At 74.9% G+C, this 24577-nt stretch carries 25 protein-coding genes; 8 read left to right on the top strand and 17 right to left on the bottom strand.

Going from position 1 to position 24577, the window contains the following annotated elements; translation table 11 throughout:
* The first annotated feature begins 1 nt into the window (after position 1).
* Positions 2–1330 carry a PP2C family protein-serine/threonine phosphatase gene (locus tag AC5FZL_RS02560; RefSeq protein WP_493617001.1) on the top strand — a complete coding sequence of 443 codons (1329 nt, stop codon included), beginning with the start codon at positions 2–4 and terminating at the stop codon, positions 1328–1330.
* A gap of 52 nt (positions 1331–1382) precedes the next feature.
* Here the strand turns inward: AC5FZL_RS02560 and AC5FZL_RS02555 are convergent, their stop codons facing one another.
* Together AC5FZL_RS02555 and AC5FZL_RS02550 are read right to left on the bottom strand one after the other, a co-directional pair.
* Entirely contained in the window at positions 1383–2582 is a 1200-nt protein-coding gene (locus tag AC5FZL_RS02555) for a benzoate/H(+) symporter BenE family transporter (protein ID WP_493617000.1), read from the bottom strand.
* A gap of 237 nt (positions 2583–2819) precedes the next feature.
* Positions 2820–3317 (bottom strand): GNAT family N-acetyltransferase, encoded by a 498-nt coding sequence (locus AC5FZL_RS02550; RefSeq protein ID WP_493616999.1) that lies wholly within the window; start codon positions 3315–3317, stop codon positions 2820–2822.
* An 88-nt stretch (positions 3318–3405) separates the two neighbouring features.
* On the opposite strand from AC5FZL_RS02550, the gene AC5FZL_RS02545 reads away from it, so the two are divergent.
* Complete coding sequence (locus tag AC5FZL_RS02545) at positions 3406–3834, top strand: YtxH domain-containing protein (RefSeq protein ID WP_493616998.1); 429 nt, start codon at positions 3406–3408, stop codon at positions 3832–3834.
* 19 nt (positions 3835–3853) lie between these two features.
* Here AC5FZL_RS02545 and AC5FZL_RS02540 read toward each other — a convergent pair whose 3' ends face one another.
* From AC5FZL_RS02540 to AC5FZL_RS02515, 6 genes are read right to left on the bottom strand one after another with little or no spacing between them, the layout of a single operon-like run.
* Positions 3854–5098 (bottom strand): saccharopine dehydrogenase family protein, encoded by a 1245-nt coding sequence (locus AC5FZL_RS02540; protein WP_493617014.1) that lies wholly within the window; start codon positions 5096–5098, stop codon positions 3854–3856.
* 37 nt (positions 5099–5135) lie between these two features.
* Positions 5136–5993, bottom strand: a complete 858-nt coding sequence (locus AC5FZL_RS02535) for an ABC transporter permease (protein WP_493616997.1) — start codon at positions 5991–5993, stop codon at positions 5136–5138.
* Positions 5990–6904 carry an ABC transporter permease gene (locus tag AC5FZL_RS02530; protein ID WP_493616996.1) on the bottom strand — a complete coding sequence of 305 codons (915 nt, stop codon included), beginning with the start codon at positions 6902–6904 and terminating at the stop codon, positions 5990–5992. The genes AC5FZL_RS02535 and AC5FZL_RS02530 overlap by 4 nt, the downstream gene beginning before the upstream one ends.
* The gene (locus tag AC5FZL_RS02525) at positions 6904–8100 is read right to left on the bottom strand and encodes an ABC transporter ATP-binding protein (protein WP_493616995.1); all 1197 of its coding nucleotides are present in this window, start codon (positions 8098–8100) and stop codon (positions 6904–6906) included. The genes AC5FZL_RS02530 and AC5FZL_RS02525 overlap by 1 nt, the downstream gene beginning before the upstream one ends.
* Complete coding sequence (locus AC5FZL_RS02520; RefSeq protein WP_493616994.1) at positions 8100–9356, bottom strand: polyamine ABC transporter substrate-binding protein; 1257 nt, start codon at positions 9354–9356, stop codon at positions 8100–8102. Before AC5FZL_RS02520 ends, AC5FZL_RS02525 begins: the two co-directional genes overlap by 1 nt.
* A 58-nt stretch (positions 9357–9414) precedes the next feature.
* Complete coding sequence (locus tag AC5FZL_RS02515) at positions 9415–10878, bottom strand: aminobutyraldehyde dehydrogenase (RefSeq protein WP_493616993.1); 1464 nt, start codon at positions 10876–10878, stop codon at positions 9415–9417.
* A 156-nt stretch (positions 10879–11034) separates the two neighbouring features.
* Here AC5FZL_RS02515 and AC5FZL_RS02510 point away from each other — a divergent pair, with 156 nt between their 5' ends.
* From AC5FZL_RS02510 to AC5FZL_RS02495, 4 genes are read left to right on the top strand one after another with little or no spacing between them, the layout of a single operon-like run.
* Complete coding sequence (locus AC5FZL_RS02510) at positions 11035–11550, top strand: Lrp/AsnC family transcriptional regulator (protein WP_493616992.1); 516 nt, start codon at positions 11035–11037, stop codon at positions 11548–11550.
* A complete protein-coding gene (locus tag AC5FZL_RS02505) occupies positions 11547–12983 on the top strand; it encodes an aspartate aminotransferase family protein (RefSeq protein WP_493616991.1) in 1437 nt (478 codons plus the stop codon). Before AC5FZL_RS02510 ends, AC5FZL_RS02505 begins: the two co-directional genes overlap by 4 nt.
* A complete protein-coding gene (locus AC5FZL_RS02500) occupies positions 12980–14347 on the top strand; it encodes an NAD(P)/FAD-dependent oxidoreductase (protein ID WP_493616990.1) in 1368 nt (455 codons plus the stop codon). Before AC5FZL_RS02505 ends, AC5FZL_RS02500 begins: the two co-directional genes overlap by 4 nt.
* 26 nt (positions 14348–14373) lie before the next feature.
* Positions 14374–14775, top strand: a complete 402-nt coding sequence (locus AC5FZL_RS02495; RefSeq protein ID WP_493616989.1) for a pyridoxamine 5'-phosphate oxidase family protein — start codon at positions 14374–14376, stop codon at positions 14773–14775.
* 12 nt (positions 14776–14787) lie between these two features.
* Here the strand turns inward: AC5FZL_RS02495 and AC5FZL_RS02490 are convergent, their stop codons facing one another.
* On the bottom strand, positions 14788–15177 hold the full coding sequence (locus AC5FZL_RS02490) for a response regulator transcription factor (protein WP_493616988.1): 390 nt from the start codon (positions 15175–15177) through the stop codon (positions 14788–14790).
* 52 nt (positions 15178–15229) lie between these two features.
* On the opposite strand from AC5FZL_RS02490, the gene AC5FZL_RS02485 reads away from it, so the two are divergent.
* Positions 15230–15508: a hypothetical protein gene (locus tag AC5FZL_RS02485; RefSeq protein ID WP_493616987.1), complete on the top strand. Its 279-nt coding sequence runs from the start codon at positions 15230–15232 to the stop codon at positions 15506–15508.
* A 160-nt stretch (positions 15509–15668) separates the two neighbouring features.
* On the opposite strand, the gene AC5FZL_RS02480 is transcribed toward AC5FZL_RS02485, so the two are convergent.
* A complete protein-coding gene (locus AC5FZL_RS02480) occupies positions 15669–16241 on the bottom strand; it encodes a DivIVA domain-containing protein (protein ID WP_493616986.1) in 573 nt (190 codons plus the stop codon).
* Between the two features lie 37 nt (positions 16242–16278).
* Positions 16279–17955 (bottom strand): ATP-binding cassette domain-containing protein, encoded by a 1677-nt coding sequence (locus tag AC5FZL_RS02475; RefSeq protein ID WP_493616985.1) that lies wholly within the window; start codon positions 17953–17955, stop codon positions 16279–16281.
* 123 nt (positions 17956–18078) lie between these two features.
* On the opposite strand from AC5FZL_RS02475, the gene AC5FZL_RS02470 reads away from it, so the two are divergent.
* Positions 18079–18684 (top strand): DUF4190 domain-containing protein, encoded by a 606-nt coding sequence (locus tag AC5FZL_RS02470; protein ID WP_493616984.1) that lies wholly within the window; start codon positions 18079–18081, stop codon positions 18682–18684.
* Between the two features lie 51 nt (positions 18685–18735).
* Here AC5FZL_RS02470 and rlmN read toward each other — a convergent pair whose 3' ends face one another.
* The 6 genes from rlmN to rpsB form a co-directional block, all read right to left on the bottom strand.
* Positions 18736–19935, bottom strand: a complete 1200-nt coding sequence (gene rlmN / locus AC5FZL_RS02465) for a 23S rRNA (adenine(2503)-C(2))-methyltransferase RlmN (RefSeq protein ID WP_493616983.1) — start codon at positions 19933–19935, stop codon at positions 18736–18738.
* 58 nt (positions 19936–19993) lie between these two features.
* Positions 19994–20884 carry a phosphatidate cytidylyltransferase gene (locus tag AC5FZL_RS02460; RefSeq protein WP_493616982.1) on the bottom strand — a complete coding sequence of 297 codons (891 nt, stop codon included), beginning with the start codon at positions 20882–20884 and terminating at the stop codon, positions 19994–19996.
* Between the two features lie 18 nt (positions 20885–20902).
* A complete protein-coding gene (gene frr / locus AC5FZL_RS02455; RefSeq protein WP_493616981.1) occupies positions 20903–21460 on the bottom strand; it encodes a ribosome recycling factor in 558 nt (185 codons plus the stop codon).
* 40 nt (positions 21461–21500) lie between these two features.
* Positions 21501–22262, bottom strand: a complete 762-nt coding sequence (gene pyrH / locus AC5FZL_RS02450; RefSeq protein WP_493616980.1) for a UMP kinase — start codon at positions 22260–22262, stop codon at positions 21501–21503.
* 10 nt (positions 22263–22272) lie between these two features.
* Positions 22273–23097: a translation elongation factor Ts gene (gene tsf, locus AC5FZL_RS02445; RefSeq protein WP_493616979.1), complete on the bottom strand. Its 825-nt coding sequence runs from the start codon at positions 23095–23097 to the stop codon at positions 22273–22275.
* Positions 23098–23244: 147 nt separating this feature from the next.
* Complete coding sequence (gene rpsB / locus AC5FZL_RS02440) at positions 23245–24282, bottom strand: 30S ribosomal protein S2 (RefSeq protein WP_493616978.1); 1038 nt, start codon at positions 24280–24282, stop codon at positions 23245–23247.
* Between the last annotated feature and the right edge of the window lie 295 nt (positions 24283–24577).

Raw genomic sequence — 24577 nt, 5'->3', positions numbered from 1 at the left:
CGTGCCCTCCGACGCCGACGCCGGCACCAGGACCCTGGCCGCGCTGCGGGTGCTGCTGGACCGCGCGCACCTGGCCACGCCCGGCCAGCTGCCCGAGGTGGTGCTCGAGGCGGCGCGCGAGCTCGGCTGGACCGCCGTCGTGCACCTGGCCGACGCCGAGCAGCGGCTCCTGATCCCGGTGCCGGTGCCCGGCGCGGAGGGCGACGTCCCCCAGCTGGTCGACGAGGGCCTGGCAGGGCTGTGCTTCCGCACCGTGGAGCCGGTGCCCTGGCCGTCCTCCGCGGAGGCGCCGTCCTCCGCTCGTGGCGTGTGGCTGCCGGTCCTCGACGGCTCCCACCGCCTCGGCGTGCTGAAGGTCACCGCGGACGCCGGCACGGACGTGGACGGCCCTGACCTCGACCTGGACGACCCGGTCTTCGCGGAGCGCTGCCGGCTGCTGGCGCACCTGGTCGGACACCTGGTGTCGGCCAAGTCCGCGTACGGCGACGAGCTCGCCCGGATCCAGCGGCTGCGACCGCGCACCGTCGCCTCCGAGCTGCTGTGGCAGCTCCTGCCCCCGCTGACCTTCGCCTGCGAGGGGGTGGTCATCTCCGGCCTGCTGCAGCCGGTCTACGACGTGGCCGCCGACGCCTTCGACTACAGCGTCACCGAGGACACCGCGCACCTGGCCGTGCTCGACGCCACGGGACACGACCTGAGCGGGACCCTGGTCGCCGCGGTGGCGCTGGCCGCCTACCGCAGCAGCCGCCGCCAGGGCCTCGGCCTGCTCGAGACGGCCACCACCATGGACGAGCACGTCGCCGACCAGGGACGGCTGGAGAGGTTCGCGACCGGGATCATCAGCGAGCTCGACCTCTCCAGCGGGCTGCTGCGCTACCTCAACGCCGGTCATCCCCCGCCGCTGCTCATGCGCGGTGGCGCGGTGGTCGAGGAGCTGACCGGAGGGCGGCGGATCCTGTTCGGGCTGACCACGGGCGCGGGGGTGGTCGCCGAGAAGCAGCTCGAGCCTGACGACTGGGTCGTCTTCTACACCGACGGCATCACCGAGGCCCGCAGTCCGGAGGGCGCCTTCTTCGGCCTGGACGGCCTGGTCGACCAGCTGGAGAGGTCCGCGGCCGAGGGGCAGTCGGCGCCAGAGACCCTGCGCCGCGTCGTCCGCGACGTCCTGGCCCACCAGGACGGCGTCCTGCAGGACGACGCCACCGTGCTCGTCGTCCAGTGGGCCAGCGGCGAGGAGGGCCAGCTGGTCTCCAGCCGGACGAGCGCCGTCGACGCCCACGACCTCTCCCCCGCCGACCAGCGCGGGGCCCGGGGCGTCCCCCGCGCCTGACGGCGCCCCCTCCGCCACCCTCCCCAGCGACACGACCGAGCGTGCTCAGCCGTCACCGCTGGTGGGGCTCCGCAGCGGATCGCGGTCCCCGCCGCAGGACGACGCGGGCGACGAGTCCGGCGACCAGCGCCCAGAAGGCGGCGCTCACGCCGGCGATCGCGAGGCCCGATGCGGCGGTCGCGAAGGCGATGACGGCGGGGACCCGCTCGTCCGCGTGCGAGAGCGCTGCCTGCAGGGAGGACGCGAGCGTGGCGAGCAGCGCCAGCCCTGCGACGGCAGGGATGACGCCGGCAGGGGCGAGCAGCACGAGCGCGCCGAACGCCGCCGACGCGATGCCGAGCAGGACGAGGACGACGCCCGCGGTCACGCTGGCGATCCAGCGCCGCGAGCGGTCCTCGCCCGCGTCGGGCCCGGCGGCGAGCGCTGCGCTGATCGCCGCGAGGTTGATCGCATGCCCGCCCGCCGGTGCACCGAGCAGGGTGCCGACACCGGTCACGAGCATCGAGCGCTTCCAGGGCACCTCGTAGCCCAGCCCCTTCATCACCGCGACGCCCGGGACGTTCTGCGAGGCCATCGTCACGAGGTAGAGCGGCACGGCGATGCCGATCACGGCGAGCGGTGTGAGCGTCGGGACCGTGACCTCCACCCGCGGCACCAGCGCTGAGGGGGCGATCGAGGTCCCCGAGACCGCGAGGTGCACGCCGATGACGATCGCCGCGGCGAGGAAGGCGAGCGGCGCCGCCCAGCGCGGCAGGAACCGCATGGCGAGCAGCCAGGCGACCACGACCGGTGCGACCGCGACCGGGTTCGTCGCCAGACCGGTGACCGGTCCGAGGCAGAGCTGGAGCAGCACGCCGGCGAGCATCGCCTGGGCGACCGAGGTCGGGATGCTGGCGATGAGCGCGCCGAGCCGCGGCACGAGCCCGGTGAGCACGATCAGCGCCCCGGTGACGAGGAAGGCCCCCACCGCGGCGGGCCATCCACCCTGCACCACCCCGGTGGAGGTCAGCAGCGCCGCACCGGGCGTCGACCAGGCCACGGTGATCGGCTTCCTCGTCCACGCCGCGAGGAGGATGCAGGACAGGCCCATGGTGACGCTGACCGCGAGCAGCCCGCTCGACGCCTGGTCCGGGCTCGCGCCGACCCCCGCCAGGCCGCTCAGCACGATGACGAAGGCGCTCGTGAAGCCGACGAGGGCCGACACCACCCCAGCGGTGATCGGACGGAGGACCTCGTCCGGGACCGGGGTCACGCGACCACCCCCTGACCCGAGGTCGTCGCGAGGGCGGCGCTCCGGTGTCCGCGGCGGAGGACGCGGCTCGTCACGCGCGTCCAGCTCCTCGGGTCGACGGGACCCCAGGCGCGCGGCAGGCGTCGGCCGACGAGGCCGCTCCCCGGTGGTGACCCACCGGCAGCGCGAGTCACGGCCCGCCCCGGTGCCGGCGGTCGCGAGAGGTGGCTCGGCGCGTCCCGCGAGGGCGCCATCAGATCAGCCCCCCGCGCGGGCCTGGAGGTCCTTGCCGAGGTGGATGCTGCTCTCGGAGTCGGCGTAGTGGCCGTAGGGCGGGATCTCGGCGTACCCCGCGGCGCCGTAGAGCGCCACGGCCTCCGGCTGCTGGCTGCCGGTCTCCAGCACCAGGCGGCGGTAGCCCTGCGCGCGGGCGCGGTCCTCGACGGCGGCCAGCAGGGTGCGGGCGTGGCCGCGCCGGCGGTGCCCGGCCCGCACGTACAGCCGCTTGAGCTCGACCTCGTTGTCGTCGTGGCGGCGCAGCCCGGCGCACCCCACGGGCTCGCCGCCGGCGAGCGCGACGAGGAAGGCGCCCGCGGGCGGCGCGAAGTCCTCCGGGGTCAGCGGGGTGTCGTCCGGGCCGCCGTAGCGCTGCACGTACTCCGCCTGCACCTCGGCCACGAGCTGCTGGACGAGGTCGGAGTCGTAGCGGGCCTCGACCAGCTCCAGGGGCGTGGTCGGCGGGAGGTCGGTCTGCACGCCACCAGGGTGCCAGGGGTGTGACCGGCGCTCGCGCGGGGTAGTGGCAGAGGAGCTAGATCATCCAGCCACGACTCCGGAGGTCCCCATGGCCAAGACCACCTTCCTGCTCGGCGCCGCTGTCGGCTACGTCCTGGGCGCGCGCGCCGGCCGGGGTCGCTACGAGCAGATCGCGGCGCAGGCCAGCAAGTTCTGGGGCAACCCCGCCGTCCAGGACAAGGTCTCCACCGTCCAGGACACCGCGGTGGGCACCGCCAAGAGCGCCGCCAGCAAGGCCACGTCCGCCGTCAAGGAGAAGGTGGGCGGGGGCAGCGACTCCGGCGACTCCAGCAGCTCGTCCGCCCCGAGCACCCCCAGCACCACGGCGACGACCACCACCGCCCCGGTCACCCCGCCGGCGACGGCCACGCAGCCGACGCCGACCACGCGCAGCACCACCGGCACCCGCACCCCCGGCAAGAGCACCACCGGCACCTCCACGCCGGGCAACATCACCCCCAGCACGCCCCGCCCCTGAGGCACCCCGCCCCTGAGGGCTACCTGGCACCTGCGGGAGTCCGCTCCTGCAGGTGCCAGGGGGACGCGTAGCCGTCCGGCGCCGCCAGCAGGTCCAGGAACGGGACGGCGTCGAAGGCCTCGGGCCCGAGGACGCCGGTGCCCGACCACTGCCCCGAGGCCAGCAGCTCCAGCGCCACGACCGGGTTGACGGCCGTCTGCCAGAGGACGCACTGGGCGCCGTACTCGGCCATCGACCACGCGTTGTCGACGACGTGGTGGAGGTAGACCTCGCGCGGGCGCCCGTCGACGCCGGTGCCGGTGACCAGCACCCCGGCGCAGGTCGCGCCGCGCATGAGCGGGCCGATGGTCGCCGGGTCGGGCAGGACGGCGGCCACGACGTCGCGCGGGGCGACGTCCAGCCCCTTGACCCGCACCGGGGCGGTGCCGTCGAGGCCCAGGGCGTGCAGCGTCTTGAGGACGCCGATGAACTCCCCGCCCAGGCCGTACTTGAAGGTCACCTTCTTCGCGGGCAGCCAGCGGGGCATGAGGAGCACCTCCTCGTGCTCGACGTTGACGCACTCCACCGGCCCGATGCCGCCGGGGAAGTCGAAGACCTCGGGCTCGCTGAACGGCGCCGTGGTGCGCCAGGTGCCGCCCTCCCAGACCACGGGCGGGTTGAGGCACTCCTCGATGGTCGTCCAGATCGAGAACGACGGCGCGAAGCCGTGCCCCTCGACGACGAGGTTCGCGCCGTCGCGCACCCCCAGCTCGTCCACCTCCGAGAACAGGTGGTCCACCGCGTAGCGCGCGAGGACGTCGGACAGCCCGGGCTCGACCCCCATGCCGACCAGCGCCAGGCGTCCCGCCGAGCTCCACCGCCCGGACTGCGCGAACTGCTCGTCGCCGAGCTTGACCCCGGTCAGCTCGTGCGGGCGGTCCGGGTGCGGGCGCGACAGCGACATGGCGAGGTCCAGGTAGTCCGCGCCGGCCGCCAGCGCGCCGGAGAAGACGGGCATGACGAAGCGCGGGTCCACGGCGTTGAGCACGTGCGTGGCGCCGGTGGTGCGCACGAGCTCGGCCACCGCCCGCTCGTCGGAGGCGTCGACCCGGCAGGCGGAGAACCGGCCCTCCCCGGGGTGGCGGGCCCGCACCGCGGCCACGACCCGCTCGGCCCGGGCCAGGTCGGCGTCCGCCATCACCACCGCGTCGAAGAAGGTGCGCCGGGCCGCGATCCGCGCGACGGCGTCACCGACGCCGCCGGCACCCACGACGAGGACGCGCATGCCGCTGGAGGAGGAAGGACCCACCACCCACCGCCTCTCAGGCCCGCCGGCGGCGGGCGGTCAGGATCCTGGCGACCACGACGACGGCGAGGATCGCCAGGAACATCGCCGAGCCGATGACGTTCGCCTGCGCCGGGATGCCCCGGGTCGCGGCCACGTAGACGAACTTGGGGAAGGTGTCGGTGGCCCCGGAGTTGAAGTTCGTGATGATGAAGTCGTCGAAGCTCAGCGCGAAGCTGAGCAGCGCCGCGGCAGCGATCCCCGGCGCCAGCAGCGGCAGGGTCACCCTCCAGAAGCCCTGCAGCGGCGAGGCGTAGAGGTCCGCCGCGGCCTCCTCCAGCCGCGGGTCCAGGCTCGCCACCCGCGCCTTGACCGTGACCACGACGAAGCTCAGGCAGAACATCGTGTGCGCCACCACGACGGTCCAGAAGCCGGGGCTGACCCGCAGGTTGAGGAACTGCGCCAGCAGGGACGCGCCCAGGACGACCTCGGGGGTGGCCATCGGCAGGAAGACCAGCAGGTTCGTGGTCGCCCGGAACCGGAAGCGGTAGCGCACGAGCGCCAGGGCGAGCAGCGTGCCCATGGCGGTCGCCAGCAGCGTCGCCAGGACGCCGATCTGCAGGCTCGTGACCACGGCCGAGCAGACGGCCGGGGCGCCGCAGGGGTCGCGCCAGTTGTCGAGCGTGAAGCCCCGCCAGACGAGGTTGGAGCGGCCGGCGTCGTTGAAGGAGAAGGCGAAGGTGTAGGCGATCGGCACGAGCAGGTAGACCAGCGCCAGGCCCGCGAACGCCGGCAGCAGCCAGTCCCCCGCGCGGTGCCGCCAGGGCCGCGCCGGGCGGCCGTCGGTCACGTGCTCGGCCGCGGCGGCCCCCGCGAGCACCTGCCCGGCGCTCACAGCAGCTCCTCCGTGCCCGCGCGGCGCACGTACAGGGCGACCAGGGCGAGGATCAGGGCCATCAGCAGGAAGGACAGCGCCGCGGCGGTGGGGTAGTCGACCACCCGGAAGAAGCGCGAGTCGATGACGTTGCCGAGCATCGCCGAGCCCGGCCCGCCCAGCAGGGCGGCGTTGACGTAGTCGCCCGTGGCGGGGATGAAGGTCAGCAGCGTCCCGGCCACCACGCCCGGCAGCGACAGCGGCAGCGTCACCGTGCGGAAGGTGGTGACCGGCCCGGCGTAGAGGTCCTGCCCCGCCTCCAGCAGCCGGGCGTCCAGCCGCTCGAGGCTGGCGTAGATCGGCAGCGTCATGAACGGGATGAAGTTGTAGGTCAGCCCGGCCACGACGGCCAGCGGCGTGGCCGTCAGGCGCGCGTCGTCGGGGAGCACCGCCAGGGCCTTGAGCGCCGAGACCACGAGGCTCTCGTCGGCCAGCACCTGCCGCCAGGCGATCGTCCGCAGCACGAAGCTCGTGAAGAACGGCGCGACCACCGCGACGAGCAGCAGCTGCTGGACGAGCGGCCGGGTGCGCGCCCGCACGGCGATCGCGTAGGCCAGCGGGTAGCCGATCAGCAGCGCCAGCAGGGTGGCGAGCAGCCCGTACCCCACCGAGCGCACGAACCAGGGCCAGTAGTCGGCCAGGGCCTCGGTGTAGTTGGCGACGCGGAAGGCCGGCTGGGTCTGCCCGACCTCGCCGCCGGGCACGGGCTCGGACAGCGACGTGGTCACCAGCAGCACCAGGGGCAGCACGAAGAAGAGCAGAAGCCAGAGCAGGCCGGGCGCCAGCAGCAGGTACGGCGTCCACCGCGCGCCACGGCGGACCGGTGGCGGGCCCGCGGCAGGGGTCGGGGCCAGCCCCGCGAGCACGGACATCAGAGCGCGGCGACGGCGTCGGCGGGGCTCTGCCGCTCCAGCGTGCCGGCCGCGGGGTCCTCGTCCCCGCGCAGGCCGAAGCTGTGCTCGGGAGCCCAGGACAGGCGCACCCTCTCCCCCCGGCGCACCACGGGGGCGTGCCCGAGGTTCTGGGTGAACACCGACAGCCGGCCGGCGCCGGGCACGTCCACGAGGTACTGGGTGCTGACGCCGGCGAAGGAGGCGTCGACCACGGTGCCCGGGCCGAGGCGGTTGGCGGCCGCGTCCGCGCCGTCGCGGCCGGCGTCCGGGGCGATGTGCACCTTCTCGGGGCGGACCCCCACGACCACCCGCCCGGTCGCCGTGACGGACCGCTCCCGCGGCACCAGGGCGTGGCCGCCGCCGACGAGCGCCACCTCCAGCAGGTCGCCGCGGGCGCCGGTCACGGTGCCCGGCACGAGGTTGGACTGGCCCAGGAAGTTGGCCACGAACGCGCTGCGCGGCAGGTCGTAGAGCTCCTGGGGGGCGCCGAGCTGCTCCACCTGCCCGGCGTTCATCACCGCGACCCGGTCGGCCATGGTCATGGCCTCCTCCTGGTCGTGGGTGACGTGGATGAAGGTCAGCCCCACGTCCGTCTGGATCCGCTTGAGCTCGACCTGCATCTGGCGGCGCAGCTTGAGGTCCAGGGCGCCCAGCGGCTCGTCCAGGAGCAGCACGGCGGGGCGGTTCACCACCGCCCGGGCCAGCGCGACGCGCTGCTGCTGGCCGCCGGAGAGCTGGGCCGGGCGGCGGTCGGCCAGGTGGCCGAGCTCGACGAGGTCCAGGGCCTCGCGGGCGGCGGCCTCCGCGTCGCGGCGGCCGCGGCGGCGCAGGCCGAACGCGACGTTGGCGAGCACGTCCATGTGCGGGAAGAGGGCGTAGCTCTGGAAGACGGTGTTGACCGGCCGCTGGTGGGCGCGGGTCGCGGTGACGTCCTGCCCGCCGATGAGGACCCGGCCGGACGTCGGCTCCTCCAGCCCGGCGACCATCCGCAGCGTGGTGGTCTTGCCGCAGCCCGAGGGGCCCAGGAGGGCGAAGAAGGAGCCCGCCGGCACCGTCAGGGTGAGGTCGTCGACCGCCAGGGCCCCGGCCGCTCCCCCGCGGGTACCGCCGAAGCGCTTCGTCAGCCGCTCCAGGTGCAGGTCCGCGCCGGAGGTGGCCCCGCTCACGACGGCCATCAGTTGCCGATCACGCGCTGGAAGTCCTCGTTGAACCCCTGCTCCTCCTGGGGCTCCAGGGTCCGGAAGACGTGCGCGTTCGCGAGCACCTCCTCGGAGGGGAAGATCAGCTCGTTCTCGACCAGCTCGGGGTCGATCGCGGCCATCGCCTCCTGCGCGCCCTGCACGGGGCAGATGTAGTTGACGTAGGCGGCGACCTGGGCGGCGACCTCGGGGTCGTAGTAGAAGTCCATCAGCCGCTGCGCGTTGGCGCGGTGGGGGCTGCCGACGGGGATGAGCATGTTGTCGCTCCACAGCGCGCCGCCGGCCTCGGGGAGCCGGAAGGTCCACTGGTCGCCGTTCTCGAAGTTCAGCTGGGTCAGGTCACCGGACCAGCCGATGACCGCCAGCGCGTCGCCGGAGACCAGGTCCTCCTTGTAGGAGTTGCCGCGCACCTGGCGGATCTGGCCGTTGGCGATCTGCTCCTCGAGCACCTCGAGGGCGGCGCCGAACTCCGCCTCGCCCCAGTCGCCGCGGGCGATGTCCACGCCCTGCTCGAGCATGATCAGCCCCACCGTGTCGCGCATCTCGTCGAGGACCTCCACGCGCCCCTTGAGCTCCGGGCGCCACAGGTCCGAGACCGAGGTGAGCTCGAAGGGGACGTCGGCGGTCTTCCACGCGATGCCGGCGAACCCGGACTGCCAGGTCAGGGAGCGCTCGCGGCCGGGGTCGAAGTCGACGTCGGCGAGGTCCGGCAGGATGTTCGCCTTGTTCGGCACGCCACCGTCGGTGAAGGGCTGCACGTAGCCCTGGCGGATGCACCGGGCGGCCATCCAGTCGGTGAGGACCATGATGTCCGCACCGATGTCCTGGCCCTGGGCGAGCTGGCCCTGCACCTTGCCGTAGTAGGTGTCGTTGCCGTCGACGTCCTCGCTGTAGTCGACCTCGATCCCCGTGGCGGCGGTGAACTGCTCCAGCGTGGGGTAGGTGCTCCCGTCCTCGGCGAGGTCGAGGTACAGCGTCCAGTTCGACCACCGGACCAGCGCCTCCTCCTCCGACCGGTCGCGCGCGGGGGTGGGGGTGCCGCCGCCGGAGCCTCCCGACGCGCCCGAGGTGCCGCAGGCGGCCAGCGCCGCCCCCAGGCCCAGCAGGCCCGCGCCGCGGAGCACGCTGCGCCGCGAGGGCTGGCGGGAGAGCTGGGCGGCGACGAGCGGGCGCAGGTGGGCGGGGACGGCGTCCAGGCCCGGCCGGCCGGTCGAGCGGTTGCGGGGGGTCATGCGGGCTCCCATCGGGGCGTCGGGGCGCTCGGGGCGCTCGGGGCGCTCGGGCGGCGGGTCACTCGAACGCGGCCATGACGTGCTTGACCCGCGTGTAGTCCTCCAGGGAGTACGCCGACAGGTCCTTGCCGTAGCCGGAGGACTTGAACCCGCCGTGCGGCATCTCCGCGACGATCGGGATGTGGGTGTTGAGCCACACGCACCCGAAGTCGAGGCGGCGCGACATGCGCAGGCCGCGGGAGAGGTCGGCGGTCCAGACGCTGGAGGCCAGGCCGTAGCGGGTGCCGTTGGCCAGCGCGAGCGCCTCGGCCTCGTCGGTGAAGGTCTGCACCGTGATCACCGGCCCGAACACCTCATCGGTGACGATCTCGTCGCCCGGGCGCAGGCCCGTGACCACGGTGGGCTGGAGGAACCACCCGTCGGGCAGCTCCGCGACCCTCGCCCCGCCGGCGGCGACCTCGGCGTGGTCGGGCAGGCGGTCGAGGAACCCGGTGACCCGGTCGAGCTGGGCGCGGCTGTTGACGGGGCCGACGGCGGCGTCGGGGTCGTCCGGCAGCCCCACCCTCGTGCCGCGGGCCTGCTCGGCCAGGGCCGCGGAGAGCTCCTCGGCCACCGAGGCGTGCACGAGCACGCGGGTGGCGGCGGTGCAGTCCTGTCCGGCGTTGAAGTAGCCCGCCGCGGCGATGCCCTCGGCCGCGGCGGCGAGGTCGGCGTCGGAGAAGACGACGACCGGGGCCTTGCCGCCCAGCTCCAGGTGCACCCGCTTGACGCCCGTGGCGGCCGCGGAGGCCACCTCGGTGCCGGCGCGCACGGAGCCGGTGACGGCCACCAGCCCGGGCACCGGGTGCGAGACCAGCGCGCGGCCGGTGTCGCGGTCGCCGGTGACGACGTTGAGGACGCCGGGCGGCAGGTGCTCGGCGGCCAGCTCGGCCAGCGCCAGCGTGGTCTCCGGCGTGGTCTCGCCCGGCTTGAGGACGACGGTGTTGCCGGCCGCGAGCGCCGGGGCGATCTTCCAGACCGCCATCATCAGCGGGTAGTTCCACGGCGTGACCTGGCCGACGACGCCGATCGGCTCCCGGCGGACCCAGGAGGTGTGCCCGGCGAGGTACTCCCCCGCGCTCCTCCCCTCCAGCACCCGGGCTGCGCCGGCGAAGAAGCGCAGCTGGTCCACGCAGGGCGGCAGCTCCTCGGTCGCCGTCAGGGCGTGGGGCTTGCCGGTGTCCTCCCCCTCCAGCGCCACGAACTCGGCGCTGCGGGCCTCGAGGGAGTCCGCGATCCGCAGCAGGGCCAGCTGCCGCTCCGCCGGGGTGGTGTCGCGCCAGGTCTCGAAGGCCCGTGCCGCGGCGCCGTAGGCCGCGTCGACGTCCGCCTCGCCGCTGACCGCGGCGGTGGCCACGACGGCGCCCGTGGCCGGGTCGACGACGTCGCTGGTGCGCCCCGAGGCCGCCTCGGTCCAGGCGCCGTCGACGAAGTTGCGCAGCCTGCGCGGCGCGCTGGTGCGAGCTTCCGTGGTGGTCCCCACGTGGTCCTCCCGGGCGGGTGCGGCTGGTGGTCGACGGCGGCGGTGCGCCGCCCGGCGGACCGGGCGTGGGCGCACACTAGCCAGATCGGAGCCCCAGCGGACCAGACCGGACGCGATCCACAGGAACTGCCACCGATTCCGTCGTCACGAACACCGATGTCTGCGGGTTCCCTTGTCCGGGCCGCCGGCAGCGTGCATCCTCGGGGCGTGACCGCCCGCTCCGCTCCCGTGCTGGACGACGTCTCCAAGCGCATCGTCGAGCAGCTCCAGCAGGACGGCCGCCGCCCCTACGCCACGATCGCGAAGGCCGTGGGGCTGTCCGAGGCGGCGGTGCGCCAGCGGGTGCAGCGGCTCCTGGACGCCGGGGTGGTGCAGATCGTCGCCGTCACCGACCCGGTGCAGGTGGGCTTCACCCGCCAGGCGCTGATCGGCGTCCGCTGCTCCGGCGACCTCACCGCGGTCGCGAACGAGCTGGCGGAGCTCCCGGAGGTCGACTACGTCGTGGTCACCGCCGGCTCCTTCGACGTCGTGGTCGAGGTCGTCTGCGAGGACGACGACCACCTGCTGGAGCTCCTGAGCGACCGCATCCGCCGCACCGAGGGCGTCCTGACCACCGAGACGTTCGTCTACATGAAGCTCATCAAGCAGCGCTACGACTGGGGAACCCGATGACCTCCACGCCCGCCGACGTCACCGCCCCCGCCTCGCCCGGCGGCAGGGAGCCCGCGCGCACCCCCCGCGGCACGCCCCGCGCGCAGGCCGCGCGCGACCACCTGTGGGGCCACTTCACCCGGCACTCGGTGTACGAGCAGGGCGGTCAGGTGCCGGTCATCGTCTCCGGCGAGGGCTGCTGGATCACCGACGACCGCGGGCGCCGCTACCTCGACGGTCTGGCGGGGCTGTTCGTGGTCCAGGCCGGCCACGGGCGCACCGAGCTCGCCGAGGCCGCCGCGAAGCAGGCCAGCGAGCTCGCCTTCTTCCCGCTGTGGTCCTACGCGCACCCCGCGGCGATCGACCTGGCCGAGCGCCTGGCCACCCACACCCCCGACGGCCTGGACCGGGTCTTCTTCACCACCGGCGGGGGCGAGGCGGTGGAGACCGCCTGGAAGCTGGCCAAGCAGTACTTCAAGCTCACCGGCAGGCCGGGCAAGACCAAGGTGATCAGCCGCGCCGTGGCCTACCACGGCACCCCTCAGGGGGCGCTGTCGATCACCGGCATCCCGGCGCTGAAGGCGCCCTTCGAGCCGCTCGTGCCCGGCTCGCTGCGGGTGCCCAACACCAACCTGTACCGGGCGCCGGAGGCGCTGCGCGAGGACCCGGAGGCCTTCGGGCGCTGGGCCGCGGACCGGATCGAGGAGGCCATCCTCTTCGAGGGGGCCGACACCGTCGCGGCGGTCTTCCTCGAGCCGGTGCAGAACTCCGGCGGCTGCTTCCCCCCGCCGCCCGGGTACTTCCAGCGGGTGCGGGAGATCTGCGACACCCACGACGTCCTGCTGGTCTCCGACGAGGTCATCTGCGCCTTCGGCCGGACCGGGTCGATGTTCTCCTGCACCGACTTCGGCTACGTCCCGGACATGATCACCTGCGCCAAGGGGATGACCTCGGGCTACTCCCCGATCGGCGCCTGCATCGCCAGCGAGCGCCTCTTCGAGCCGTTCAAGCACGGCACGAACACGTTCATGCACGGCTACACCTTCGGCGGGCACCCGGTCTCGGCGGCCGTGGCGATGGCCAACCTCGACCTGTTCGAGCGCGAGCGGATCACCGACCACGTCCAGGCCACCGCCCCGGCCTTCCGCGCCACCCTGGAGAAGCTCCTGGACCTGCCGATCGTGGGCGACGTGCGCGGCGAGGGCTTCTTCTACGGCCTGGAGCTGGTCAAGGACAAGAGCACCCGGGAGACCTTCGACGACGACGAGGCGGAGCGCCTGCTGCGGGGGTTCCTGTCGACCGCGCTGTTCGAGGCCGGCCTGTACTGCCGCGCCGACGACCGCGGCGACCCGGTGATCCAGCTGGCGCCGCCGCTGATCGCCGGCCAGGCCGAGTTCGACCACATCGAGCAGGTCCTGCGCGGCGTCCTCACGGAGGCCTGGGCGCGGCTGTGACCGCCGCCTCGCTGTGGGCCGCCACCGCGCCGCCGTCCCCACCGGGCGCACCGCTGGACGGCGACGCCGAGGCCGACGTCTGCATCGTCGGGGCCGGGCTGACCGGCCTGTGGACGGCCCGCTCGCTGCTGGAGGCCGATCCCGCCCTGCGGGTGCTCGTGGTCGAGGCCGAGCGGGTGGGCTTCGGCGCCAGCGGCCGCAACGGCGGCTGGTGCTCGGCGCTGTTCCCCACCGGCACCGCGGCCCTGGTGCGCCGGCACGGGCGCGAGCCGGCGCTGGCGCTGCGGCGCGCCATGGGCGCGACGGTGGCCGAGGTGGGGCGCGCGCTGGCGCAGGAGGGGATCGACTGCGGCTGGGCCCACGGCGGCACGGTGACCGTGGCGCGCAGCCCCGCCCAGCTCGCCCGCGCGCGCGCCGAGGTGGCGGAGGCGCAGCGCTGGGGCGTGGACCGCCTGGACCTGCTCGACGCCCGTGCGGCCCGCGAGCGCCTGGACGCCGACGGGGTGCTGGGCGGGACCTGGACCCCGGACTGCGCCCGCGTGCACCCGCTGCGGATGGTGCGCGGGCTGGCCGACGCGGTGCGCCGGCGCGGTGCGCGGATCGCGGAGGGCACGCGCGCGCTGGCCGTCGCCCCGGGCCGGGTCGTCACCGACCGCGGCACCGTCGCGTGCCGGGACGTCGTGCTGGCCACCGAGGCCTGGACCGCGCGGCTGCCGGGGCACCGGCGCGACGTGGTGCCGGTGTACTCCCTGGTCACCGCCACCGAGCCGCTGCCGGAGCGGCTGTGGGAGCGGATCGGGCTGCGCGCCGGGGAGACCTTCAGCGAGCACCGGCACCTCGTCGTCTACGGCCAGCGCACCGCCGACGACCGGCTGGTCTTCGGCGGCCGCGGCGCGCCCTACCACTTCGGCTCGGGCGTCGCCCCGGCCCACGACCGCGACGAGCGGGTCTTCGCGGCCCTGCGCGCCGCCGTCCGCGACCTGCTGCCCGCCCTGCGCGGCGTGCCCGACACCGCCTTCCCCTTCGCCTGGGGCGGCCCGCTGGCCATCCCCCGCGACTGGCACGCCGGCGTCCGCTTCGACCCCGCCACCCGGATCGCGCGCGCCGGCGGGTACGTCGGCGACGGCGTCGGGGCGGCGAACCTGGCCGGGCGCACCCTGGCCGACCTGCTCCTGGGCCGCGACACCGACCTGGTGCACCTGCCCTGGGTCGGGCACCGCTCCCCGCGCTGGGAGCCGGAGCCGCTGCGCTGGCTGGGCGTCAACGCCGGGCTGCGCCTGGCCGCCTGGGCCGACGCCGAGGAGCGCCTGACCGGGCGCCCGGCGCTCCTGGGCCGCCCGCTGGCAGCCCTGACCGGCTCCTGACCGGCCGTGACCCGCAGACTGGGCCCGTGAGCGATCCCGTGGTGCTGCCCGCGACCGCCCTGGACTTCGTCACCGAGCGGCGCCTCGCCACGCTGACCACCCTGCGCCCGGACGGCACCCCGCACGTGGTGCCGGTCGCCTTCACCTGGGACGCCGCGGCGACGGTGGCGCGGGTGACGGCACGGCGCACCTCGCGCAAGGTCCGCAACGCCGCGGCGGGCGGTCGCGCGGTGCTCTGCTCGGTGGAGGGGCCGCGCTGGATCACCCTGGAGGGCGTCGCGCGAGTGGTCGAGGACGAGGCCGCGGTGGCGGCCGCCCTGGCGCGCTACGCGCAGCGCTACGAGCGCACGCCGGCCCCGGACCCGCTGCGGGTCGTCGTCGAGGTGGCGGTGGACCGGGTGCTGTCGAGCTCGCACCTGCGGCTCTGAGCGGTCGTCCCGCTAGGACGGGGCGGCGTCGTGCACGGCGATGGCGATCTGCACCAGGTTGTTCGCGCCCAGCTTGGTCAGCAGCCGGGAGACGTGGGCCTTGACCGTCGCCTCGCTCATGAACAGCGAGGCGGCCACCTCCGCGTTGGAGGCACCCGTCCCGATCGCGGTCGCCACCTCGAGCTCGCGCGAGGTGAGCGCGGCGAGCCGCTCGGTGGCGGCCCGGCGGCGGTCGGAGGCCTCTGCGTCCCCGACGTGGGCGAGCAGCGTGCGCGTGACGGACGGCGAGACCACGGCGTCGCCGGCGGCGTGCTTGCCGACGTTGGTCAGGGCCTCCTGGACGATGCGGTAGGCGTCCCGTCCCAGCGCGGCCGGCACGGCGTCCGCGTCGTCGACCCCCACCTCGAGGTCGATCCTCGCCCCGGCGCGTCGGGTCTCCTCGACGAGGCCCCGGATGTCGGTCAGCGCCGGTTGGGGCCGAGCCGGCGCGCTGCTGGGGGTGCGCTACCCGCTGCGCATGCTCCCCGTCCTGCTCTTCGAGGTCGGGTGGAAGGCCCTCCGGCTCGGGATCGTCGTTCTGCCGACGTGGTCGGACGGCGCCGCCGACGACGCCTTCCGCGAGCAGACCAGCGCTGTCCTGTGGGTGGTCGTCGTGGTCGCCGTCATCCCGTGGCGCTACGCCTTCCGGCAGTTCGTCCTGGCACCCGCGGAGCCCTGGCGCCGGCACGGGTGAGCGCGCCGGCGGAGGCCCACCCAGCGGGAGCCACGCCGCTGCAGCAGGTGTCGCTGCGGAGCGGCTCGTGACGACGTCTGCTGCAGATCGGCAGCGCTCGGTGAGCCGGGTGCTGCCGATCTGCACCTGCGGGCCCGAGGCGCTGGCACCGCCGGACGCGTCACTCCACGCCGGAGAGGACCTCCACGGCCCGGTCGAGGAAGGCGTCCACCTGGTGCTCGACGTACCCGCGGCGGCCGCGGCGGGTGCGGAAGACCGCGGTGCGCACGTCCTCGACGGTCAGATCCTCGCCGTCCTCGAACCAGGCCAGGATCCGCTCGCAGAGGTCGTCCACGTCGTCGGTGTCGTAGGTGACCGTCCCGCTCGCGCCCAGGTCGAAGCGCTCGCCGTCGGGGCGCGCCAGGCGCCCGCGCAGCGTCGCGGCCTTGGCGGTCAGCTCGTCCAGGGCCCGGTCGGCGCCGAGGCGGCCGCGGGTGATCTCGTGCTCGCGGCGGGCGAAGGCGTCCTCGAGGCGGTCCAGGGCGGCGTCCACCTGGCCCACGTCGTAGCCGCGGCGCACGAGGTCGAAGCCGACCCTGCGCACGTCCTGGCTGGTCACCCCGCCCTTGAGCCCGCCGGCCTCGTAGGCCACCCGGGCGCGGCCGAAGAACTCCTCGACCTGCTCCACCGCGTAGCCGCGTCCGAGGGGACCGCTGCGGCGGAACGTCGTGCTCGACATCGTGCTCGTGCCCACCCGGGCATCCTGCCAGGGCGGAGGCCGTCGGCGCGGGCTAACGCGCACGCACGACGCGCGGCTCGTCCCACACCGGCTCGGGGGCCTCCACGGCCGTGCCGTCGGCGCGCAGCACGAGGAAGCGGTCGAACGTGCGGGCGAACCAGCGGTCGTGGGTGACCGCCACCACGGTGCCCTCGAACTGCTCCAGCGCGGCCTCGAGCGCCTCGGCGGAGTCCAGGTCGAGGTTGTCGGTCGGCTCGTCGAGAAGCAGCAGCGTGGCGCCGGACAGCTCCAGGAGCAGCACCTGGAACCGCGCGCGCTGCCCGCCGGAGAGGGTCTCCACGCGCTGCTCGGCGCTGGCCGCCAGGCCGTAGCGGTCCAGCGCCCGCGCCGCCTGCTCCCGCCCCATGCCGTCGCGGTCGCCGTCGCCGCGGTGGAGCACCTCCAGCAGCGTCCGCCCGGCGAGGGCCTCGGGGATCGAGGACTGCCGGAACCAGCCCGGGCGCACCCGCGAGCCGAGGCGGGCCCGCCCGGTGTGGGCGACCGGCTCGGGCCGGTCGTCGCCCACGGGGGCGTGCTCGACGTCGGGGTCGCTCCCGCCGGCGGCCAGCAGGCGCAGCAGGTGCGACTTGCCCGAGCCGTTGGAGCCCAGGACGGCGAGGCGGTCGCCCAGGTGCAGCTCGAGGTCGAACGGGGCGACGAGGCCGGTCAGGGCGAGCTGCTCGAGCTGGACGGCGCGCCGCGCCGTGCGCCCGCCGCGCAGCCGCACCCGCAGGCGCTGCTCGACCGGGGCGGCCTCGGGCGGGCCGGCGTCCTCGAAGCGCCGCAGGCGGGTCTGCGCCGCCTGGTAGCGCGAGGCGAGCCCGTCGTTGAAGGTCGACTTCGTCTTCAGGGTCTGCACGAGCTGGCGCAGGGCGGCGTGGTCCTCGTCCCAGCGGCGGCGCAGCTCCTCCAGCCGCGCCGTGCGGTCGGCGCGGGCGGCCGCGTAGGTCGCGAGCCCTCCCCCGTGCACCCACATCCGCGCCCCGGCCGCCCCCGGCTCCAGCGTCGCGATCCGGGTGGCGGTGTTCGCCAGCAGCTCGCGGTCGTGGCTGACGAGCAGCACGGTCTTGGCCGAGGCGACGAGCTGCTCCTCCAGCCACCGCTTGCCGGGCACGTCGAGGGCGTTGTCCGGCTCGTCGAGCAGCAGGACGCCGGCCGGGCCGCGCAGCAGCGACTCCAGCACCAGCCGCTTGCGCTCCCCGCCGGACAGCGTCGCGACCTCGCGCCAGCGGGCGCGCTCGTAGGGCACGCCGAGCGCGGCCTGGCAGCACACGTCCCACTCGACCTCGGCCTCGTACCCGCCGGCGTCGCCCCAGTCGGCGAGCGCCTGGGCGTAGCGCATCTGGGTCGGGGTGTCCTCGCGCTCCATCATCGCCAGCTCGGCGGCGTCCAGGGCGGCGGCGGCCGCGCGGACGGCCTCCGGGGCCACGGACAGCAGCAGGTCGCGCACGTCGGCGGCGCCGGCGCCCACCTGCTGGTGCATCACCGCAAGGCCGCCGGAGCGCACGACCGCACCGCCGTCCGGCACGAGGTTGCCCGCGACGATCCGCAGCAGCGTCGTCTTGCCGGTGCCGTTGGGGCCGACGAGCGCGGTGCGCGAGCCCTCCCCCACGCGCAGGCTGACGCCGGCCAGCAGGGGCCGGCCGTCGGGCAGCGCGTGGACGACGTCGCTGATCTCCACGTGGGCCACGGGCAGAGTCTGGCGGACGCCGGCCGCCGCGGTCAGCCGGGTTTCCGCGGCGTTCGCCCCGCGCGCGCCGGCGCATGCTGGTGCACTGGACCCGGTCACCCACGGCGACGGAGCGAGGACGAGATGGCGCACACCCTGATGGACACCTTCGAGGACTCCGACGTCGACGAGCGCCGCAACGGCGCCGCCACGGCGTCCCTGGTGCTGGGGCTGCTGGCGATCGTGCTCTCCGTGCTCGCCGGCATCCCCGCCGTGCTGGCCGGCGTCGTCGGGCTGGCCCGGGCGCGCTCGCGCGGGGCCGGCGCGGTCAAGAGCGTCGTGGGGATCGTGCTGGGCCTGGCGTCGGTGGCCGTGCTCGTGGCCGTGGTCAACCTCGTGGCGCCGCTGTGGTCGACCGTGCAGACGGTGCGGGACTACCAGGCGCAGGGGCTGCCGCTCTCGGAGGCGCCCGAGGCCCAGGAGGCCCTCGCGCAGGCGAAGGACGCGCTGGGCCGGTGGGGCGTGGAGCCGTCGTCGGTGACCTGCGGCTCGCCGTCGCCCGAGGGCACGAGCATCTCGGTCGACTGCAGCGGGACGCTGCTGACCGGCGAGCCGGCCGCGATCGCCGCCTCCTGCCCGGCGGCGTCCCTGCTCGGCGGGGAGGCGACGTGCGAGGCCACCGTGAACGGCGAGCCGCACCAGGTGCGGGTGACCCTCGTCGACGGCGTCCCCGGCATCGAGCTCCTCTGACGCGAGCGGGCGGGCCGGGGGACCCCGGCCCGCCCGCTCGTCAGGCGCTCGTCAGCCGACCGGCTGGGCGATGTCCGAGGCCGCGAGCTGGCCGCAGGCGCCGTCGATGTCGCGCCCGCGCGTGTCGCGCACGGTGGTGGGCACGCCGGCCGCGCGCAGCCGGCGGACGAACTCGTCCTCCACGCCCGGGTCGGACGCCGTCCACTTCGAGCCCGGCGTCGGGTTCAGCGGGATGGGGTTGACGTGCACCCAGCCCGAGCCGCGGGCGTTGAGCTCCTCGCCGAGCAGGTCCGCGCGCCAGGCGTGGTCGTTGATGTCGCGGATGAGCGCGTACTCGATGCTCACCCGGCGCCCCGTGGCCTCGAAGTAGCGGCGGGCGGCGTCGAGCACCTCCCCCACCTTCCAGCGGGAGTTGATCGGCACGAGCTCGTCGCGCAGCGCGTCGTCGGGCGCGTGCAGCGACAGCGCGAGCGTCACCGGCAGGCCCTCGCCGGCGAGGCGGTCCACCGCGGGCACCAGGCCGACGGTGGAGACCGTGACGCCGCGGGCGGAGATGCCCAGGCCGTCGGGGGCGGGGTCGACCATGCGGCGCACCGCGGCGATCGCCGAGCGGTAGTTGGCCAGCGCCTCGCCCATGCCCATGAACACGACGTTGGAGACGCGCCCCGGGCCGGTGCCGGTGGCGGCGTGCTCGGCGGCCAGCGAGCGGGCCGCGGACGCGACCTGCTCGAGGATCTCGGCGGTGGACAGGTTGCGGGTCAGCCCGTTCTGACCGGTGGCGCAGAAGGGGCAGGCCATGCCGCAGCCGGCCTGGCTGGAGACGCAGAGGGTCACGCGCTCGGGGTAGCGCATGAGCACGCTCTCGATCCGGGCGCCGTCGAAGAGCTTCCACAGCGTCTTGACGGTGTTGCCGCCGTCGCCCTCCAGCACCCTGGTGGGGGTGAGCAGGGTCGGCAGCAGCGCCCCGGCGATCCGGTCGCGGTCGCCCGCGGGCAGGTCGGTCATGGCCGCGGGGTCGGCGGTGAGCCGCCCGAAGTAGTGCTGGGCGACCTGCTTGACCCGGAAGGCGGGGACGCCGAGCTCGGCAGCGGCCGCCGCGCGCTCGGTGGGCGCCAGGTCGGCGAGGTGGCGCGGCGGCTTGGGCCGGCGCGGGACGGCGAGGGTGGCCTTCACGGGCGCGCCCGCAGCGGCCGGGCCGGACGAGGAGGAGGGCGCCAGCGTGGGCGTGGGCAGGGAGACGGGGGCAGCCATAGCACCCCCATCGTCTCACGCCCGCGGCGGGGCATCCCGCGCGCCGACGGCGAGGGCCTCAGGCGGCGGGGACGAGCGCGCTGAGCAGCAGCCAGACCACCGGCGCGGTCGGCAGGAGGGAGTCGAGGCGGTCGAGCACGCCGCCGTGGCCGGGCAGCAGGGAGCCCATGTCCTTGATGCCCAGGTCGCGCTTGAGGACGGACTCGCTCAGGTCGCCCATCGTGGCCGTGGCCACGGCGGCGACCCCGACGAGCGCGCCGGCCCACCACGCGCCGTCCAGGAGCAGGACGACGCCGGCGGTGGCGCCGAGCACGCCCACGACGGCGGAGCCGGCCAGGCCCTCCCACGACTTCTTGGGGCTGATCGTCGGCGCCATCGGGTGGCGGCCGAAGAGCACCCCGGCCGCGTACCCGCCGATGTCGCTGCAGACCGCGGCGAGGACGAAGATGAACACCCGCTGGGCGCCGTCGTCCTCGCGCAGCATGAGCACGGCGAAGCCGGCCAGCAGCGGCAGCCACGCGGTGACCAGGACGCCGGCGGTGACGTCGCGCAGGGCGGCCGTGCCGGGCTCGGGCAGGCGCTCGCCCTCCTCGGAGGCCACCAGCGGCGGCGCCTCCACGAGCCGCCAGGCCAGCACCGCGAACGCGGTGAGGCAGACGCCGACGAGCAGCGCCTCCAGCCCCGAGGCGTAGGTGGCCACGAGCGTGGCGGCGCTGCCGACGACGAGGGGCACCACCGGCACGTGCAGGCGCCGCGCGGACAGCGCGCCGGCCATCTCCCACACCGAGGCGGCCACCGCGACGACGGCCAGCGCGACGAACAGCTCCTTGCGCACGAACAGCGCCAGCAGCAGGGCCGCGCCCATGCCCAGGCCCATGCCGATGGCCACGGGCAGGTTCCGCCCGGCGCGGCTGGGCGCGGGCGCGACGGCGGGGGGCGGGGTGGTCACCACGGGGAGGGGCTCGGCTCAGACGGTGGTGAGCTCGACTTCCTTGTGCTTGAGCAGGTCGTCCACCGCGTCGACGTGGCGGCGGGTGACCGCCTCCAGCTCCTTCTCCGCGCGGGCGACCTCGTCCTCGCCGGCGTCGCCGTCCTTGGCGATGCGGTCGAGCTCCTCCTTGGCGCGGCGGCGCACGTTGCGGATGGAGACCTTGGCGTCCTCGGCCTTGGTGCGGGCGATCTTGATGTAGTCCTTGCGGCGCTCGGCGGTCAGCTGCGGCAGCACCACGCGGATGACCTGGCCGTCGTTGCCCGGGTTGACGCCCAGGTCGGAGTTGCGCAGGGCCTTCTCGACCTCGGCCATCGACGAGCGGTCGAAGGGGGTGATGAGCACGGTGCGCGCCTCGGGCGTCTGGAAGGACGCGAGCTGCTGCAGCGGGGTCAGGGAGCCGTAGTACTCGACCATGACCTTGGCGAACATCGCCGGGTTGGCCCGACCGGTGCGGATGGCGGCGAAGTCCTCCTTCGCGACCTCCACGGCCTTGTCCATCTTGTCCTCGGCCTCGAGGAGTGCCTCGTCGATCACCGCTGCTCCTTCACGTCCTGCTGCGTCCTGCTGCGCCTGCTCAACCGCCGACGACGAGCGTGCCGATCCTCTCACCCCGCAGGGCGGCCGGTACTCCCCCGGGCACGTCCATGCCGAAGACGACCATGGGCAGGCGGTTGTCCATGCAGAGGCTGAACGCCGTGGCGTCCACGACCTTCAGGCCCTTCTGCAGGGCCTCGGCGTAGGTGACGGTGTCCAGCCGGGTGGCGCTGGCGTCCAGCCGCGGGTCGGCGGTGTAGACGCCGTCCACGCCGTTCTTGGCCATGAGGACGGCGTCCGCGCGCACCTCGAGCGCCCGCTGGGCGGCGACGGTGTCGGTGGAGAAGTACGGCAGCCCCGCACCCGCGCCGAAGATCACGACGCGGCCCTTCTCCATGTGCCGGATCGCGCGGCGCGGCACGTAGGGCTCGGCGACCTGGCCCATCGTGATCGCCGTCTGCACCCGGGTGTCGACGCCGGCCTGCTCGAGGAAGTCCTGCAGCGCCAGGCAGTTCATCACCGTGCCGAGCATGCCCATGTAGTCGGCGCGGGAGCGGTCCATGCCGCGCTGGGACAGCTCGGCGCCGCGGAAGAAGTTCCCCCCGCCGACGACGATGGCCACCTGGACGCCCTCGCTGACCGGACCGGCGATCTCCCGGGCGACGCGGGCGACGACGTCGGGGTCGACCCCGACGCCGCCGCCCCCGAAGGTCTCCCCGGACAGCTTCAGCAGCACCCGGCGCCAGGGGGCGGCGGGAGCCTCACCGGCGCTGGACGCCGGCCCGGTCAGCGAGTCGCTCACGGCAGGGCGCTCAGTTGCCGACGCGGAAGCGCGCGAAGGCGGTGACCTCGACGCCGGAGTCCGCGAGGACCTGCTTCACCGAGCGCTTGGGGTCCTTGGCGAACGCCTGCTCCAGGAGCACGTTGTCCTTGAAGTAGCTGTTCACCCGGCCCTCGACGATGCGGGGCAGCGCCTGCTCGGGCTTGCCCTCCTCGCGGGCGGTGTCCTCGGCGATGCGCCGCTCGTTGGCGACGGTCTCCTCCGACACCTCGTCGCGGTGCAGGTGGATCGGCGAGAGCGCCGCGATGTGCATCGCCACGTCGCGGGCGGTGTCGAGCGCCTCGGAGTCCAGGGCCACGAGGACGCCGATCTGCGCGGGCAGGTCGGGGCTCGTGCGGTGCAGGTACGAGCCGACGTGGGCGCCCTCGATGCGGGCCACGCGGCGGACCTCGATCTTCTCGCCGATGGTGGCGTTGGCCTCGTCGAGCACGGCCTGCAGCGGCCGGCCCTCGACGTCCGCGGCCAGGAGCGTCGCGGCGTCGGCGGCGCCGGTGCGCACCGCGGTCTCCATGACGACGTCGGCCACCTTCTGGAACGGGGCGGACTTCGCGACGAAGTCGGTCTCGCAGTTGACCTCGACGAGGGTGCCCACGCCGTTCTCGACGCGAGCGGCCACGAGGCCGTTGCTGGCGCTGCGGCCCTCGCGCTTGGTGACGCCCTTGAGGCCCTTGACGCGCAGGATCTCGATGGCCTTGGCGCGGTCGCCCTCGGCCTCGTCGAGGGCCTTCTTGACGTCGAGCATGCCGGCGCCGGTCTGCTCGCGCAGCGCCTTGATGTCAGCGGCGGTGGTCGCCATGGTGGAGTCCCTCCGGTGGGGTGGTGCGTGCGTGCTGGGGGTCCCGCCCGGCGCGGGGTGCGGCCGGCGCGGAGGTGCGGCCCGGATCGGGCGAGCGCACCGGCGCCGCGCCGTCCTTCGAGGACGGCGCGGCGCAGGAGAGCGGGATCAGGCCTGGGGAGCGCCGTTCTCGCCCGCGATGGTGGCGTCGCCCTGGACGGCGTCGACCGTGTCGATGGCCGCCTTGTCGCCACCGGCGGCGAAGTCGCCGCTGGGCAGGACGGGGGCGGTGTCGGCACCGTCGGTGCTGCCCTCGGACTCGGCCTGGTCGATCGCGGCGGCCGGCTCGGTGTTGGCCGGCACGCGCTCGGCGGCCTCGGCCTCGGCCTGGTTGGCCGCGGAGCGAGCGCCCTGGGCGCCGGCCTCGCCGGTCTGCAGCTCGCCGCCGAGCAGCTCCGCCTCCCAGGCGGCCAGCGGCTCGTCGGCGGTGGCGCCCTCAGCGGCCTCACCGGCGCCGGAGCGGGCGCGCAGGCCCTCGGCGACGGCGTCGGCGACCACGCGGGTCAGCAGCGTGACCGAGCGGATGGCGTCGTCGTTGCCGGGGATCCGGTAGTCGACGACGTCGGGGTCGCAGTTGGTGTCGAGGATCGCGACGATCGGGATGTTGAGCTTGCGCGCCTCGTCGACGGCCAGGTGCTCCTTGTTGGTGTCGACGATCCACACCGCGCTGGGCACCTTGGTCATGTCGCGGATGCCGCCCAGGGTGCGGGCGAGCTTGTCCTTCTCGCGGCGCATCATGAGCAGCTCCTTCTTCGTGCGGCCGCTGGCGGCCACGTCGTCGAAGTCGATCTGCTCGAGCTCCTTCATGCGCTGCAGGCGCTTGCTCACCGTCTGGAAGTTGGTGAGCATGCCGCCGAGCCAGCGGTGGTTCACGTAGGGCATCCCGACGCGGGAGGCCTGCTCCGCGAGGGGCTCCTGGGCCTGCTTCTTCGTGCCGACGAAGAGCACCGAGCCGCCGTGGGACACGGTCTGCTTGATGAACTCGTAGGCGCGGTCGATGTGGGTCAGCGACTGCTGCAGGTCGATGATGTAGATGCCGTTGCGCTCGGTGAAGATGAAGCGCTTCATCTTGGGGTTCCAGCGACGGGTCTGGTGCCCGAAGTGGACGCCGCTCTCGAGCAGCTGGCGCGTGGTGACGACGGCCATGCCGACGCACTCCTCCCGGCGCCACCGGATCTCCCGGGGGCGCGCTCGGTTTCCTGCGACGACCCCGACGGCCGCCGCCCTGGCGCCCGCGACGCGCCTGCTCCCCTCCGGCGAGCCGGGAGGGACCGAGGCGGCGCGCCCCGCCCTCGGGGGGCGGTGTGCGGGCGCGCGAAGTACCGGTCTCGCAACCGGTCACCGCCCATGCTACCCGCGCCCGTCCGCGGCACCGACCACGCACCGACCCGCACCCGCCGCTCACCCGCCGCCCACCGGCCTCCCCCGCGCACCGCCGTCC

The sequence above is a fragment of the Quadrisphaera sp. DVD1 genome (assembly GCF_058932755.1).
Note: the sequence above shows the minus strand (reverse complement) of the source record. Positions and strands in the feature narration are given on the sequence as shown.